The organism is Pseudomonas sp. B21-056 (assembly GCF_026016325.1).
Taxonomy (GTDB): domain Bacteria; phylum Pseudomonadota; class Gammaproteobacteria; order Pseudomonadales; family Pseudomonadaceae; genus Aquipseudomonas.
In genome coordinates, this window is sequence record NZ_CP087203.1 from 1,651,712 (window position 1) to 1,668,810 (window position 17,099).

Annotated in this window: 8 protein-coding genes; 3 read left to right on the top strand and 5 right to left on the bottom strand. The window is 62.4% G+C overall.

Going from position 1 to position 17,099, the window contains the following annotated elements:
• Positions 1-2: 2 nt before the first annotated feature.
• Positions 3-596: a tRNA-uridine aminocarboxypropyltransferase gene (locus LOY67_RS07440; protein WP_265066604.1), complete on the top strand. Its 594-nt coding sequence runs from the start codon at positions 3-5 to the stop codon at positions 594-596.
• A gap of 115 nt (positions 597-711) precedes the next feature.
• On the opposite strand, the gene LOY67_RS07445 is transcribed toward LOY67_RS07440, so the two are convergent.
• The 3 genes from LOY67_RS07445 to LOY67_RS07455 form a co-directional block, all read right to left on the bottom strand.
• Positions 712-2,076, bottom strand: a complete 1,365-nt coding sequence (locus LOY67_RS07445) for an HlyD family type I secretion periplasmic adaptor subunit (RefSeq protein WP_265066605.1) — start codon at positions 2,074-2,076, stop codon at positions 712-714.
• Positions 2,077-2,285: 209 nt separating this feature from the next.
• Complete coding sequence (locus tag LOY67_RS07450; protein WP_265066606.1) at positions 2,286-4,445, bottom strand: type I secretion system permease/ATPase; 2,160 nt, start codon at positions 4,443-4,445, stop codon at positions 2,286-2,288.
• A gap of 19 nt (positions 4,446-4,464) precedes the next feature.
• Positions 4,465-5,823, bottom strand: coding sequence for a TolC family outer membrane protein (locus LOY67_RS07455; RefSeq protein WP_265066607.1), 1,359 nt, complete (start codon positions 5,821-5,823; stop codon positions 4,465-4,467).
• Between the two features lie 155 nt (positions 5,824-5,978).
• Between LOY67_RS07455 and LOY67_RS07460 the strand changes: the two genes are divergently transcribed.
• Together LOY67_RS07460 and LOY67_RS07465 are read left to right on the top strand one after the other, a co-directional pair.
• The gene (locus LOY67_RS07460; RefSeq protein WP_265066608.1) at positions 5,979-6,218 is read left to right on the top strand and encodes a hypothetical protein; all 240 of its coding nucleotides are present in this window, start codon (positions 5,979-5,981) and stop codon (positions 6,216-6,218) included.
• 57 nt (positions 6,219-6,275) lie between these two features.
• Positions 6,276-13,388 carry a retention module-containing protein gene (locus tag LOY67_RS07465; RefSeq protein WP_265066609.1) on the top strand — a complete coding sequence of 2,371 codons (7,113 nt, stop codon included), beginning with the start codon at positions 6,276-6,278 and terminating at the stop codon, positions 13,386-13,388.
• Positions 13,389-13,567: 179 nt separating this feature from the next.
• Here the strand turns inward: LOY67_RS07465 and LOY67_RS07470 are convergent, their stop codons facing one another.
• Positions 13,568-13,903: a DUF6124 family protein gene (locus tag LOY67_RS07470; RefSeq protein ID WP_265066610.1), complete on the bottom strand. Its 336-nt coding sequence runs from the start codon at positions 13,901-13,903 to the stop codon at positions 13,568-13,570.
• A 547-nt stretch (positions 13,904-14,450) separates the two neighbouring features.
• On the bottom strand, positions 14,451-17,015 hold the full coding sequence (locus LOY67_RS07475) for a hypothetical protein (protein WP_265066611.1): 2,565 nt from the start codon (positions 17,013-17,015) through the stop codon (positions 14,451-14,453).
• Positions 17,016-17,099: the final 84 nt, after the last annotated feature.

The window sequence follows — 17,099 nt, forward strand, 5'->3', positions numbered from 1 at the left end:
TCATGTCCAGAATTCATTGCCCGCGCTGCCATAGGCCGCAAAGCCATTGCCTGTGCCCGCTGATCCCCAGCCTCGACAGCCGCACCCGGGTCTTGCTGCTGCAACATCCCAGCGAAGTGAACCACGCCTTGAACACCGCCCGGCTGGCGGCGTTGGGGCTCAACAATGCGGAGCTGGTCGTGGGCGAGGTGTTCGAGGATCTGCCCCGGTTGCTCAATCAACCGGGTTATCGGGCCTGCCTGCTGTTCCCCGGCGAGAATGCGCAACCGATGCAGGCCTATGCGCCGTCCGATGAACCGCTGCTATTGGTGGTGCCGGACGGTACCTGGCGCAAGGCGCGCAAGTTGCTGCACCTCAATCCGTTGCTGGCGGCGTTGCCGAGGGTGACCATGGCCGATGGCGGGGTGTCCCGTTACCGCTTGCGCAAGGCTCCGGGACCGGGCGCATTGTCGACGGTGGAGGCGATTGTCCAGGCGTTGCAGGTGCTGGAAGCACCGGTGGGTTTCGAGCCGTTGCTCAGGCCGTTCGAGGCGTTGATTGAGGGGCAGATTGCGGCGATGGGGGAGGAGACTTACCAGCGTAACCACACCCACTGATGATCGTTCCCACGCTCCGCGTGGGAATGCCGCCAGGGACGCTCAGCGTCCCCCAAGCGTGACGCGGAGCGTCACAGGATGCGTGCCCACGCAGAGCGTGGGAACGATCAGGCCGTTACCGCTCGCGCATCGCCTCGGTCCGCGCCTTCAACACCGGCTTGAGCAGGTAATCCAGCACACTTTTCTCCCCGGTAATGATGTCCACCGTCGCCACCATCCCCGGAATGATCAGCAGCGGTTTGGTGTCGCCGCCCAGATGGTTCTTATCGGTACGCACCTGGATCAGGTAGAAACTGTTGCCCTTGTCGTCGGTGATGGTATCGGCACCGATCAGTTCGAGCCGGGCGCTCAGCCCGCCGTAGATCGTGTAGTCGTAGGCGCTGAACTTGACCATGGCTTTCTGGCCCGGATTGAGGAAGGCAACGTCTTGCGGGCGGACCTTGGCTTCGATCAGCAGGTTGTCTTCCATGGGCACGATTTCCACCATGTCGCTGCCCGGCTGCACCACGCCGCCGATGGTGTTGACCTTGAGCTGCTTGATCACCCCATGCACCGGCGAAACGACAGTGGTGCGGGTCACGCGGTCGTCGATGGCGATGCTCGAGGCGGTGATCTTCGACAGGTCCGTGCGTTTCTCGTTGAGTTCCTTGGCCGCGTCGGAGCGGAAGGTCTGTTCCGATTCGTCGATCTTGCTCTTGATTTCATTGATCGCCGATTCGGCCCGGGGGATCGCCAGGGTGGTGGCGTTGAGCGAACCGCGGATCTCCACCGCGCTGCGCTTGAGCCGCAGGATCTCTACCGGTGACACCGCACCGGTACTCACCAGCGGCGCGGACATGTTCATTTCCTCTTGCAGCAGGGCCAGGCTGGAGCTGAACTGGCTTTGCTTGGAACGAAACTCCGCCAGCTCCTGGGTTTTCTGCCGCAGTTGTTCGGTCAGGGTCCGTTGTTCGCTGGCCAGGCGCCGTTGCCGTTGTTCATACAGCGAGCGCTCGTCCTCGGCCACTTGCGGTGCCTTGGCGGTCACTTCGGCCGATACCTGGAAAGGCCGCCCTTCGGCCTCCGCCGACAAACGCTGGACCTGGGCCATCAAGGCATAACGGTCGGCCTCGCTCTCGCCCTTGTTCGACCGGTACCGCGTGTCGTCGAGGCGCAGCAGGGTGTCACCCTTGTTCACCATCTGGCCTTCACGGACGAAAATCTCGGTGACGATGCCGCCCTCCAGGTTCTGGATCACCTGGACCTTGCTCGACGGAATCGCCTTGCCTTCGCCGGTGGTGACTTCCTGCAGGATCGCCAGTTTCGCCCACACCAGCGCGGTGACGATCAGCCCGGCGGCCAGCCACACGGTGACGCGGGATCGACGGGGAGAGTCCTGCAGCGCCGCGCCGGCGGTTTCCGGCATGAACTCGCTCTCGGCACTTTTGCTGAAACTGCCGAAGTAGCTTCGGGTGGCTGGATCGGATGTTTGGGCAGACATGGGGATACCCGTCGGTTAAGTGAAGTGATACCGGATAAGGCTTTTGTGGCGAGGGGATTTATCCCCGCTGGGCTGCAAAGCAGCCCCAAACCAGTCAACTCAATCTGCCTGTTATACCGAGGTGTCAGGTTTTAGGGCCGCTTCGCAGCCCAGCGGGGCGGTGCGACGTTTCGCTAAATCCCCTCGCCACAAAAGTTCTGCGGTGCTTGCTAGGCCGTTCCGGAACCCACCCGCCCCTTGCGCAGCGCCTCGATCACCACCTCTTTCGGCCCATCCGCCACGATCCGGCCGTTGTCCAGCACCACCAGCCGATCCACCAGGCTCAGCATCGAAGTGCGGTGGGTGATCAGCAGCACGGTCTTGCCCTGGATGTGGGTATGCAGCTTTTGCCGCAAGGCGTCTTCGCTGCTGTTGTCCATGGCGCTGGTGGGTTCGTCCAGCAGCAGGATCGGCGGATCGAGCAGCAGGGCCCGGGCCAGCAGTACGGCCTGGCGCTGGCCGCCGGAAAGCAGTTGGCCGCGCTCGCCCACCGGGCGATCGAACCCCTGGGGATGCTGGCGGGCCAGTTCGTTGACACCGGTCAGTTCCGCCACTTCGAGCATGCGGGCATCGCTGATGTAGCGGGCACCGAGGATCAGGTTGTCGCGCAGGCTGCCGGCCAGCAGCGGCAGGTCATGGGCGACGTAGCCGATCTGGTGGCGCAGGTCGGCGACGTCCAGTTGCCGCAGGTCCAGGCCGTCGAGCAGCAACTGGCCCTCCTGGGGTTCATAAAATCCCATCACCAGGCGCGCCAGGGTACTTTTGCCTGAGCCGCTGCGGCCGATGATCCCGACCCGTTCGCCGGCCTTGATGTGCAAGCTCGCGTTCGACAACGCCGGTGTGCTCTGGTCGTTGTAGTGGAACGTCACGCCGTGGACGTCCAGCGCTCCCTGCAATTGGGTATGGTCCAGCGGCCGCTGTTTGGCATCGCGCTCTTGGGGCAGGGCCATCAGAGCGTCGGTGCTGCGCATGGTGAGTTGGGCCTGTTGGTAACGGGTGATCAGCCCGGCGATCTGTCCCAGTGGCGCCAGGACCCGGCTGCCGAGCATGTAGGACGCCACCAGCGCGCCGACGCTGAGGTTGCCGGCGATGATGCTGTAGACCCCGGCGACGATGGTGGTCATGCCGGCCAGTTGTTGCAGGAACAGGGTGCCGTTGGTCGCCAGCGCCGAGAGGTTGCGTGCGTGACTGTCCAGGCGGGTGAGGGCGCCGTGGGTGCTTTCCCATTGATGCTGGCGCTCGCTCTCGGCGCTGCAGGCCTTGAGGGTTTCCAGGCCGCCGAGGGTTTCGATCAGCAGGGCCTGGCGCTGGGCACCCAGGGCCAGGCTTTTTTGTACGGTATCACGCAGGCGCACCTGGATGATCATCGCGAAGATCACCGTGATGGGAAACGCCACCACCGGAATGACCACCAGCCAGCCCCCCAGCAGGCCGATCACCAACAGCATCAGCACGGCAAAGGGCAGGTCGATCAGGCTGGTGAGGGTCACGGCGGTGAGAAATTCCCGCAGGCCCTGGAAGTCATGGATGCTCTGGGCGAACCCGCCGATGGTCACCGGCCGGGCCTTCATCGCCATGCCGGTGATGCGTTCGAACAGGGTAGCGGAGAGGATCACGTCGGTTTTCTTGCCGGCACTGTCCAGCAGGTGAGCACGCACTACTCGCAGTACCAGCTCGAAGCCGGTGCCGATCAACAGTCCCACGGCCAACACCCACAGGGTGGACGTGGCCTGGTTCGGCACCACGCGGTCGTAGGTCTGCATGACGAACAGCGGCACCATCAACCCCAGCAGGTTGATGAGCAGACTCGCCAGGATCGCGTCGCTGTACAGCCAGCGCGACAGTTTCAAGGTGTCGCGGAACCACGCTTCGACCCGTGGCACCAGGGGCGAGCGCAGATCTTCGAGTTCATGGCGCGGCCGGGCGAACAGCGCCTGGCCAGCGTAGTCGGCGATCAATTCCTCGCGACTGACCCATTGCTCGCCGCCGTCGGCTTCGCAGGGCAGGATCAGCGCCCGGCCGTCTTCGTGCCAGCGTCGCAATACCGCGCAACGGCCACCGGCCAGAATCAGCATGACCGGCAAATTGAGCGACGAGATCTCGGCCAGGCCCCGGCGCAGCAAACGTGCCTGCAAACCGGCCCGGGCCGCTGCGCGTGGCAGCAGGTCCAGGCTCAGCCGTTGGTGCGCCATAGGAAGCCCGGCGCTGAGGCTGGCGCGGCTGACCGTCGCGCCATGGAGTTTGCAGAGGATCAACAGACCATCCAGCAGAGGGTCATCGAAGCTCAGGCGCGGGTCGGCGCCAGGGGTAGCGGGTTCCATGCTGGTCACATTGATCGCTCCCAATGGGCTACTTCAATTCGGGCAACCGCGCTTCGCTCTTGACTTCGGTCTGGGCGATGGCGTCGGCCGGCAGCACGATCCGCTGTTTGCTCAACAACAGGCCCATGTTCGCCAGCACCCGGTACATCGAGTATTCCTCGGTGTAGCGCACTTCGGTGTAGCGACGGTTGGCGTTGTACAGCTCGTTTTCGCTGTCGAGCAGGTCGAGCAGGGTCCGTTGGCCGAGACCGAACTGATCCTGATAGGCGGCCCGCACGCGGGCAGTGGTGTCGGCATATTCCCGGGCGGTAGGAGTCTGTTTGCGGGCGTTGAGCATCGCGTTCCAGGCCAGGCGCGTGTCTTCATTGAGCTGGCGCAAGGCGTTGTTGCGGATGTCCATGGCCTGGTCGATCTGGTGCGCGTTGGACGCCAGCCGGGCCTTGTCGCTGCCGCCGCGGAACAGGTTGTAGTTCATCACCACACCGACCCGCCAATTGTTGTCGTGGCCTTCTTCGCCACCGATGTTGTTATTGGCGCCCACCGCGGCCTCGGCGTCGAAGCGCGGGTAGAACGGCGACTTGGCCACTTCATATTGGCTCTCGGCGGACTGCACGTCGGCCTGGGCCGATTTCAGGTACGGGTGGTTGTCCACCATGCTTTGCTGGGCTTCGCGCAGGTCGGCGGGCATTTCCCCTTTGGTCGAGGGCGGTGCTTCCAGCTCATCGGGCATGCGCCCGACCACGCTGTAGAAGTTCGCCTCGGCGTCGGCCAGGTCGACCTGGGCGGTGTCGTAGTTGTTCTCTGCCAGCGCCCGACGGGCATTGGACTGATCGGAGTCGGCCGTGCTGCCCACGCCGCGCTGGGTGCGCAGACCGATCTGGTCGTTAACCCGCAGGTGCGCCTGCAGGTTGTTCTTGGCCAGGGTCACCAGTTCGCGGCGCTTGAGCACTTCCAGGTAGACCTCGATGGTGCGCAGGGCCAGGTCCTGGGCGGTGCCTTGGGCGTAATAGGCCCGGGAATTGACCACGCCCTTGGTGCGTTCCACCTCATTGCTGGTGTTGAACCCGTCAAACAGCATCTGCCGCAGGCGCAGCTCCGACTGGGTGTAGGTCAGGGTGTTGGTGTTGTGATTGCCCAAGGCGCGGGTATTGGGGTTGTCGCTGTAGCCACGGCCGTAGCCGGCATTCAAATCCACCGACGGGAAGAAGCCCCCCCTGGCGACCTTGACGTCTTCATTGGCCGACAGACGGCTGTCCACCCGTTGCGCCAATTCCGGATGAGTCGCAATGGTGCTCTGGATCGCTTCGGTCAGCGACATGGCCTGCGCAGAAGAAGAGCAGGCCATCGCCAGCAAAACCGCGCTGCAAAGAGGGGATAAAACGCGCATGGGGTGCATCTCCTGAGGTCTGTTGTGCTTCTGTGTCGCCAGAATATTGACGTATTTAAGATCAAAACCGTTTCAACCTTGTAACAACACAGCTAAGAACATCCTGCGGCAAACCTAAGAAGAATTTCTCATAAGGCTTATGTCGAAAAAAACTTATGTCCTCTGAAAAAAGCGGCACATTGTTCAAGGAAGAAGCCTTTGAAAATAAGGGCTCTTACGGCTTCCAGACGTCAAATAAAAGTTCCATGGGAATTTTGAAAGAATGTGAAGAGGTGCCAACAGGGCAGAACGAGTGGGTGTTTTTGGTGACGGTTTTTTGTCGTTATGGCGACTGGCTAGTGCCTTTGACTCTCGCGAAAGCTGGCAGATTTTCCAGATTTTTTGGCCGCTCCTGAGCACGAATTTCTTCACCCAGACAGTGCCGACTGTGGTCGGCAACGGGAGGAATGCACATGGCAGCGCTCATCGGTACGGTCAGCAAGATTGTGGGGCAGGTTTTCGCAGAGACGGCCGCAGGCCAGCGGCGACCGCTGGTCGAAGGAGATCGGCTGTATGCCGGCGAGCACCTGATCACCGGTGCCGTAGGGGCTGTGGCCGTTCACCTCACGAACGGCCAGGACCTGACCCTTGGGCGCGAAAGCAACCTGACGCTCTCTACGCAGTTGCTCGCCCACCAGGCACCCCATGTCGATACGCCTGAAGCAGTGACCCCGACGACCGGGCAACTGACCGATGTGCAGAAACTGCAGCAAGCCATCGCCGCCGGTGCCGACCCGACCCAGACCGGCGAAGCCACGGCCGCTGGCCCCGGTGCCGGGAATGCGGCCGGTGCTTTGGGCGGGGGGCACAGTTTTGTGCTGCTGGAGGAAGTGGGCGGCGTCGTTGCACCGCACATCGGCTTCCCTACGGCCGGGTTCAACGGGATTCCTGAGTTCCCTCTCATACGCCTGGCCGGCGATGCGAACCTCAACGGCAACAATGACACCGTGCCACCGGTGACCCCGGACAACCCCGTGACCCTCGACGGGCTGAACGTGGAGGGCGGTGAACTGACCGCCAACGAGGCCAATCTGCCCGACGGCTCAGCCAGCAATCCAGGCGCGTTGGTACAGAGCGGCACCTTCACCATCAATGCCCCTGACGGGTTGAGCAGCCTGAGCATCGGCGGCATCAGCGTGATCGCCGGCGGCGTACCCACAGGCTTCCCTCAGACCATCACCAGCCCACTGGGCAACACCTTGACCGTCACCGGTTACAACCCAGCCACCGGGGTGGTCAGCTACAACTACACCCTGATCGACAATGAAACCCATCCCGCCGGCGACGGTGCCAATACCCTCACCGAACACTTCCCGGTCGTGGCCGTGGACACCGATGGCGACAGCGTCACCGGTACCCTGGACGTCAACATCACCGACGACGTGCCCCAGGCGATCGACGACAACAACGAAAGCCTCGCATCGGAAACATTGGTCACCCTCACTGGCAACGTACTGCCCAACGACCACCAGGGCGCCGACCGCATTCCCACCGGTCCCGACAGCGGCCCGGTCATCGGCGGGACGTTCACCGGAACCTACGGCACCTTGGTGCTCAACCCCAACGGCACGTACACCTACACCCTGGACACCAGCGACCCGCAATTCGTCGCGTTGCACGGCGGGGGAAGCGGTACCGAAACCTTCACCTACACCCTGACCGATTCTGATGGCGATACCAGCACTGCGAACCTGGTGCTGCAAGTGCACAACAACGACGATCCAGTGGTGTTGGTGGGCCTTGATGCTGAAGGGGGTGAGCTGGCGGTTCAGGAAAAAAACCTCAGCGATGGTAGCAGCCCGGATGCATCGGCGCTGACTCAGAGCGGCACCTTTAGCGTGACTGCTCTGGACGGCGTACAGACCATGAGCGTGGGCGGCATCAACGTCGTCACCGGTGGTGTGGTCGCTGGTTTTCCACAGTCGATTACCACCGCATTGGGCAACACCCTGACCATCACCGGTTTCAACGCCGCCACCGGCGTGGTCAGCTACAGCTACACCTTGCTGGACAACGAAGCTCATCCAAACGCCAACGGCGCCAACAGCCTCAGTGAGCAATTCAACGTCGTCGTCACTGATGACAACGGCACCACCGCCACTGGCAACCTCGACGTGAACGTTGTCGATGACCTGCCTCACGCCGCGGACGACAGCAACGCCGGCACCGCCTCGGAAACCAACCTGACCCTGACCGGCAGCGTACTGACCAACGACACCGAAGGCGCCGACCGCGTGGCTTCTGGCCCTGTAACGCCAGGCACCTTCACCGGAACCTACGGCACCCTGGTCCTCAACGCCGATGGCTCCTACACCTACACCCTCAACCCCGCCGACACGGACTTCAAAGGGTTGCACGGCGGCGGCAACGGCACTGAAACCTTCACCTACACCCTGACCGATGCGGATGGCGACACCAGCACCGCGAACCTGGTGCTGCAAGTCCATAACAACGACGATCCGGTGATCATCAGCGGCCTGGACACCGAGGGCGGTGAGTTGACGGTGCAGGAAAAAAACCTCAGCGATGGCAGCAGCCCGGATGCATCGGCGCTGACTCAAAGTGGCACCTTCACCGTGACTGCTCTGGACGGCGTACAGACCATGAGCGTGGGTGGCATCAACGTCGTCACCGGTGGTGTGGTCGCTGGTTTTCCACAGTCGATTACCACCGCATTGGGCAACACCCTGACCATCACCGGCTTCAACGCGGCCACCGGCGTGGTCAGCTACAGCTACACCTTGCTGGACAACGAAGCTCATCCAAACGCCAACGGCGCCAACAGCCTCAGTGAGCAATTCAACGTCGTCGTCACTGATGACAACGGCACCACCGCCACTGGCAACCTCGACGTGAACGTTGTCGATGACCTGCCTCACGCCGCGGACGACAGCAACGCCGGCACCGCCTCGGAAACCAACCTGACCCTGACCGGCAGCGTACTGACCAACGACACCGAAGGCGCCGACCGCGTGGCTTCTGGCCCTGTAACGCCAGGCACCTTCACCGGAACCTACGGCACATTGATCCTCAACGCCGATGGCTCCTACACCTACACCCTCAACCCCGCCGACACGGACTTCAAAGGGTTGCACGGCGGCGGCAACGGCACTGAAACCTTCACCTACACCCTGACCGATGCGGATGGCGACACCAGCACCGCGAACCTGGTGCTGCAAGTCCATAACAACGACGATCCGGTGATCATCAGCGGCCTGGACACCGAGGGCGGTGAGTTGACGGTGCAGGAAAAAAACCTCAGCGATGGCAGCAGCCCGGATGCATCGGCGTTGACTCAGAGCGGCACCTTCACCATCACCGCGCTGGACGGCGTGCAGACCATGAGTGTGGGCGGCATCAACGTCGTCACTGGTGGTGTGGTCGCTGGTTTTCCACAGTCCATCACCACGGCGCTGGGCAACACCCTGACCATCACCGGTTTCAACGCCGCCACCGGCGTGGTCAGCTACAGCTACACCTTGCTGGACAACGATGCCCATCCAAACGCCAACGGTGCCAACAGCCTCAGCGAGCAATTCAATGTCGTCGTCACTGATGACAACGGCACCACCGCCACCGGCAACCTCGACGTGAACATCGTCGATGACCTGCCCACCGCCCACGCCGATTCCGCCTCGGTGAACGAAGGCGGGACGGTCAGCGGCAATGTCCTGGACAACGACGTGGGCGGTGCCGATGGGCCTGCTGCCAGCGGCGCGGTGATCGGCGTACGCGCCGGCAGCGACACCTCGACCCCGGCAATCGGCGGCCTCAACACCCAGATCAACGGCTCCTACGGCTACCTGACCCTGGACGCCAATGGCAACGCGGTTTATCACAGCCATCCGGACACCGTCAGCGCACCCGGCGCCACGGACGTGTTCACTTACACCGTGCGCGATTCCGACGGCGATGAAAGCACCACCACCATCACCATCGACGTGCATGACGTCTGTCTCGTCGCCACGCCGGACCAGGACATCAGCGTCCACGAAAAAGCCCTCGACCTGAATCAGGATGGCCAGGACCTGGCCCCCGGCACGGTCACCGGCAGCGACCCGGGTGCCACCGGCGAAACCGCCACCGGCAGTCTCGTCGGGGCGGTGACCGGTGCCGTTGGCGCCGTGACCTTCGCCCTGGTGAGCGACGCCACCGGTGCCCACGGGCAACTGTTGCTCAACCCAGACGGTTCCTACACCTACACACTGACCTCGCCCGCCACGACGACACCCAACGCCAACGACGGCCCGAACGTGACGAGTGAAAGTTTTACCTATCAGGCCACGGACTCCTTGGGCAACACCGTCACCAGCACCATCGTCATCAACATCGTCGATGACGTGCCTGAGGCCCGCGCCGACATCACCTCGGTGGTGGAGGGCGGAACGGTCAATGGCAACGTACTGGACAACGATGTGCTCGGCGCCGATGGCGGGACGGTGGTCGGCGTGCGCGGTGGCAGCGACACGTCAACCCCGGCGATTGGCGGCCTCAACACCCAGATCAACGGTACCTACGGCTACCTGACCCTGGACGCCAGCGGTAACGCCGTCTATCACAGCAACCCGGACGCTGTCGGCGCAGCGGGCGCCACCGATGTGTTTACCTACACCGTGCGTGACGCCGATGGTGACGAGAGCACCACCACCCTCACTATCAATGTGCATGACAGCTGCCTGGTCGCCGAAACCGACCACGACATTACCGTCTACGAAAAAGCCCTCGACCTGCATCAGGACGGCCAGGACCTGGCCCCCGGCACGGTCACCGGCAGCGACCCGAGCGCCACCAGCGAAACCGCCACCGGAAGCCTTGTCGGCTCGGTGACCGGTGCCACCGGGGCATTGACTTTTACCCTGGTGGGCAACGCCACGGGCGCCTACGGTCAGCTGTCGCTCCATCCCGATGGCTCCTACACCTACACGCTGACCTCGCCTGCCACGACGACGCCCCATGCCAATGACGGTCCGAATGTCTTGAGCGAAAGCTTCACCTACCAGGCCACGGATTCCCTGGGCAACCACGTTACCGGCAGCCTGGTGGTGAGCATCGTCGACGATGTGCCCACAGCCGTCGCGTCCGAACGTTCGGTGACGGCGCTGGAGATCGATTCGAACCTGCTGATCGTGCTCGACGTCTCCGGCAGCATGGCCGATGCCTCTGGCGTGACAGGGCTGTCGCGGCTGGACCTGGCGAAGCAGGCCATCAGCGCCTTGCTCGATAAATACGACGACCTGGGGGATGTGAAAGTCCAGCTCGTGACCTTCAGCAGCAGCGCGACCGACCAGACTTCGGTGTGGGTCGATGTGGCCACCGCCAAGACGCTGCTCACCAGCCTGTCGGCGGGCGGCGGGACCAACTATGACGCTGCGGTGGCGGCAGCCAAGACGGCGTTCGTGACCTCGGGGCAACTGCCCGGGGCGCAGAACATCGGCTACTTTTTCTCTGACGGCAAGCCCACCACCGGCCAGGAAACCGGTGCGGCAGACGAAGCGGCCTGGAAAGCCTTCCTCGACGCCAACGGCATCAAGAACTACGCCATCGGCCTGGGCAGCGGCGTCAGCAATGCCAACCTCGACCCGCTGGCCTACGATGGCAGCACCCACACCAACACCAACGCCGTGGTGGTGACCGACCTCAACCAGCTCAACTCGGTGCTGTCCGGCACCGTACAGGGCGTGCCGGTTACCGGCAGCCTGTTGGGCGAGGGCGGCACGTTTGGCGCCGACGGCGGGTATGTCAAAAGCCTGGTGGTCGACGGCACCACGTACAGCTATGACCCGGCCGCCAACGGTGGGCAGGGCGCATTGACGGCCAGTGGCGGGGCCAACCATGGCACCTTCAACAGCCTGAACAACAGCGTGAGCATCGCCACTGCCCACAGCGGTACGCTGGTGATCAACCTCGACAGCGGCGAGTACAGCTACACCTCCCAGACCACCACCAGCACGGTGATCAGCGAAAATATCGCCTACACCGTCAGCGACAATGATGGCGACCTGGCAAGCTCCAGCCTGGTGATCAAAATCGTGCCCAACAGCCCACCCGTGGCGGTCGACGACCTCATCATCACCAATGTGCTGTCGGGCAATATCGTGGTGCCGGGGGAATTGCTGCTGGGCAACGACAGCGACGCCAATGGCGATCCGCTGACCGCCTCACCCACCAGCTTCAACACCGGCTGGGTCGCCAAGGGCGCGGACTTCACCGGCAGCACCGGCACGGTCAGTTTCACTGGCAACAACGTGCAGTCGATCAACCTCGACCGCGGCACCTTTGTCGCCAACGCCGCAGCCATGACCGCGATGCTGGTGGTCAGCGGCGCATTGGGGATGGTCTCCAACAACAATACCAACGATGAGGACCGGCTCAACATCAGCCTCAAACAGGGCGAAACCCTGACCCTGGACCACAATCTCGCGGCTGGTCGCATTGCCATGGAATACTCCCTCAATGGCGGGCCGTTCATCGCGATCAACGATGGGGCTTCGTTCACTGCGGCGGCGGACGGCAACTACCAGATCCATGTCACCAACATCCCCAACCCCGGTGGCGGCAACGCCAACGCTGCGGAAAACTACCAACTGACCCTGACCGTCAACTACGCCGGCGCCCAGGACAGCACGCCGGATTACCATGGCAGCTACACCGCCAGCGATAACCACGGCGGCAGCGACAGCGCGGCGGTGAGCATCAGCTACCAGGCGGGCCATACCCTGACCGGTACCACGGGAGATGACGTGTTGTTGGCCGGCAGTGGCGACAACATCCTCAACGGCGGGGAGGGCAACGACATCCTCAGTGCCGGCTCGGGCAACAACACTTTGCACGGCGGAGCAGGCAACGACTTGCTCTACAGCGGCGCGGGCAATGACCTGCTCGACGGCGGCACCGGCAACGACACCGCCAGCTACGCCCACGCCACCGCCGGCGTCACGGTGAACCTGGGCCTGCTTGCCGCGCAAAACACGCTGGGTGCCGGTACCGACACCCTGGGTGGCATCGAAAACCTCGTCGGCTCGAACTTCAATGACACCCTCACCGGCGATGGTGCCGCCAACCGCATCGACGGCGGGCTGGGTCATGACGTGCTCAACGGCGGTGGTGGCGATGACATCCTGATCGGCGGCCTGGGCAACAACACCCTCACCGGCGGCAGCGGCGCCGACACGTTCCAGTGGCAGGCAGGCAACAGCGGTCATGATGTGATCACCGACTTCACCCCCGGCCTCGACAAACTCGACCTGTCACAACTGTTGCAGGGAGAAAACGGCACCAGTGCATCGCTGGACGACTACCTGCACTTCACTGTTACCGGCAGCGGCGCATCGGTCATCACCAGCATCGACGTCAGCGCCACCGCCGGCGCCACGCCGAACCAGACCATCGATCTGGCCGGCGTCGACCTCGCCAGCCACTACGGCGTGACACCGGGCGCAGGGGGGATGATTGCGGGCGGGGCGGACACGGCGACCATTATCAATGGGATGTTGAATGATCATTCGTTGAAGGTGGATACGGTGTGAGGTGAGCTGAAATGACAAAACCCGCCATGTCCGATTTGGATATGGCGGGTTTTTTTTGATCGTTCCCACGCTCTGCGTGGTAATGCAGCCTGGGACGCTCTGCGTCCCCAAGAGCCGAACGCAGAGCGTCCGTCGAGGCATTCCCACGCAGAGCGTGGGAACGATCAAGGGCGGAGTGGCTAGTGTTGTTCGACGTTGTCGAGTGCCCGGTTCGCGAGCAATGCACCCAGTTCAATCAATTGCTGGATGCCCAGCGCCACATGCCGCCGAGAACCGTTCAGCTCGAAGGCCAGATCACTGACCATGGCATTGGCCGAGGCCAGGGTTTCGCTGAGGTTGGCGAGCAGGATCTCGGTGTCGATGCCGCTGACTACGGTGAAGAGTTGATCGGAAGGCGGATCGATCTCGGACTCGCTCGGTTTGGGTTTCAGGTAAAAGTCGAGGGCGCGATCAGCTGCTTTGTCGTAAGAGGATGTGGGGTCGGTGTCTGGCGGATTGGGAGTTACTTTGAACATAAGATGAAGTTCCATGTGTAATGAAAGGAGCCATCACCCTCGCTACCAAACGAAGGGTGGCGGCCATACGAAGGTTGGTAGACCGGACCACATGGAAAGCCGGCGCGCCCGAGGGCGCCCTGCGCATGGCCACCATAAGACGAATGCCAAAAAGACACCGTTGAAGGTGACGCTGTGCGTCATGTGGAGGACGGGCTACCAAACCCGATCGCTGATTTGTCAGCGACTGGCAAACGATAGAGCCCGTCCCCCTGGCACACAAGCCGGCGGATTCTGGCGTAGTTGTAGGCAATGGTGCAAGACGATGTAGCCCGGTCCGGCAGCGTCCTACGGTGAAGTAAACACATGGGGTGCAGTCTGTTTGTGGTGAGGGAGTCTGCATGGGAACTGGCCTAACACTCATGACCGAATCCCCAAGGCTTGAGTCAGAGGCTGGCGCGGGTCGACGTTGTCCAGCACACGGTTTGCCAGCAATCCATTCAGTTCGATCAGTTGCTGAATGCCCAACGCACAGCACAGCACCTCACCGGTTGGGTGGCTTATTCTTTCAACTGCTTCTGCTTTCCTGGCTGCGAGCCAGAAGCGTGAGCGCGGTTCCGCGCGATGCAGGGGTGGCATAGTAGGAAACTTGACCGCGCAGTTGGTTCTGAACGGCGTCGCTGTTGCCGCCAGCATCGGCCAAGCCCCAGGTGACCACTCGTCCATCGTTTGTCAGCGCCGTAAAGGCCTGATTGTTGGCGTAGACAGCCCTTACATCGAAGAGCTGGTCAGCCACTGCCCGAGTGTCGCCGCCCCAAGCGGTAAGCCCCCATGCCACGACTGTGCCGTCGGCCAGTAGCGCGGCAAAAGCGCCTTGTGTGGAGGTCAATTGCACGATGTTATCAAGGGTGAGGATCGGCCCCGGCACCGCCGCGCCATATTCCGGATGGCCCCAGGCGACTACGTGTCCGTCGGCCTGCAACGCGGCGAAGGCTCCCGAGCTGGATGTCAGTTGCAAGATGTCGTTCAGATCGGCGATATCCTGGGGCACTGATCCACCAAGGGATGGATGGCCCCAAGCGACCACATGCCCGTTGGCCCGGCGTGCGGCAAAGGCGCCCTGGTCACGATCGGCATTAGCATCCACATGGGTGGCGGATACGTCGACGATGTCGTCGAGCGTGGCGATGTCGCGCGGCACCTCACCGCCCCCGCTGGCATGGCCCCACGCGACCACACTGCCGTCGGTACGCAGTGCCGCGAAAGCCGCGGCAGAGCCTATGATCCGTTTAACGTCGTTGTATTGGGGGGCATTCGGCACCGTGCCACCTGTTTCAGGATGGCCCCAGGCGACCACTTGACCATTGGTACGGCGTGCAGCAAAAGCCCAATGACCACCTGTGACTTCATCGATGTCAGCCAGCGCCTCGATGGGCCCTGGCAGCGTGCCACCAAATCTCTCATCACCCCAGGCAACCAACCTGCCATTGGTGCGGCGTGCCGCAAATCCGTAAGAGTTAGCGTATACCGCATCGATATCCTTGAGCCTGGCGATCGACTCCGGTACCTCCCCACCGTGCACCAGGCTGCCCCAGGCGACCACATGGCCATTGGCGCGCAATGCTGTGAAGGAAAAGGCTGAGCCGGCAACCTCGACGATGTCGGTGAAGGTCCTGATGGTCGACGGAATATCACCGCCATACACCGCCATGCCCCATCCGACCAGATGACCACTGTCACGTCGAGCCACAAAAGCGGCATAGGGCGCCGCGTGGTCGGTGTACACATTGTTACCATTGCTGAAGACGTTAACGGGGTTGATACGGACCCCATCATTACCGCTGCGTACGTGCAGCAGTTTTGAGGGTTGGGTATCCGGGAAGTGGCTTGCGCTTACACTCTCACTGTCTCCTTCGTACTGCCACAGTGCCTCGCACGGCTTACGCGTCGTTTTATCCAATGCCGTCAACTGGCGTATCTCGCTGGTTACCCAATGTTTGAAAAAAACACTACGCGCGCCCATGACCAACAATTGTCCAGAGCCTACCTGCCGCCGTATGTCATAGACCGCCGGAGACGAAGGTAGAGGCGAGCCTCCCTGACGCCGCAACGTGTACTCCAGCGTGATGGTCTGATCAACATTGGCCTCCACCACTGACTTCGGCACGGGTACGGTCTTGTCCTGCCCCGCCTCGCTGGCCGAAACAGTAAACGGCACATTGATGCTGCCAGCCCCCGGTAACCCTGCCCAGCGTACTTCGCCGGAGTCACCCCCCAGCAGATTGACCTCCGCCGGTATCCGCACCGTGGCGCCGTTGGGTGTATCGGCAGGGTCGAGTTGGTCGCCCAGGGCTTCGTCAATGGTCGGCGGAAGGAGCTCCAACGGGCGGCCAAGGTGAATGTCCAGGCGCTTGGTTGGCGACTGGTTGGCGTTGCCCAATTGGTCGGTCACCCGGTATTGGATCAATGTAGTGGCGTTGTCTCCCGCCTGTAGGAAGGTATCGGTGAACAAGGTCTTCGCTACGGGTGTCGAGGCGTCGACCACCTCGAACGGGACGGTGATATCCCCTAACAAAAAATCGATGCGATCGTAGTTTCGCGGGTTGGTGTAGGCAAAACCGAACTCCACGCCCTGCGCCGCCCGCTCGGCGCTGACCCCATCGCGGACAACGTCGGGCGGGATCAACAGATCCAGGCCTTCAGGCGCCGGGTCTCCGGGGGCGCGCAGGTGATACAACACGAATAGGTCTCTGGAGGGCTGTGAGGAATTGTCACTGGGGCGGGTCACGACGTAGTGCAGCCTGTTGACTCCATGGATCAAACGCCCGTGGGGGATGTACAGCGGCATGCGATCTTCTTCCTCCCCTGGCTTGACCGTATCGCCTGCGACGGGAGCGGGGTTGTCATTGACATACAGGTCGACTCGATCCCAAGCCGCCAGCGGCCAGGAATGACGCCGCATCTCCGTTATTGGGTCAATCAGGCATTGAAGGCCCCGGGGCTGGTCGTCATAAAGGCTTTTGGGAATCCCCCCATCGGCGAGGCCGGCCGGTTTCACTGGCGTGATCCAACCCGGGATGATCACGGGGTACAGCTCGAACAAATCGTCCAGGGTAGAAGATTGGATATCCATCGGATTCTCCTGGCAGGTAACGGGCGTGAGTCTCTTGGGTAGGGGTATCACACGCCAGGCCGAGGCAATTGCCTACTGTCAGAA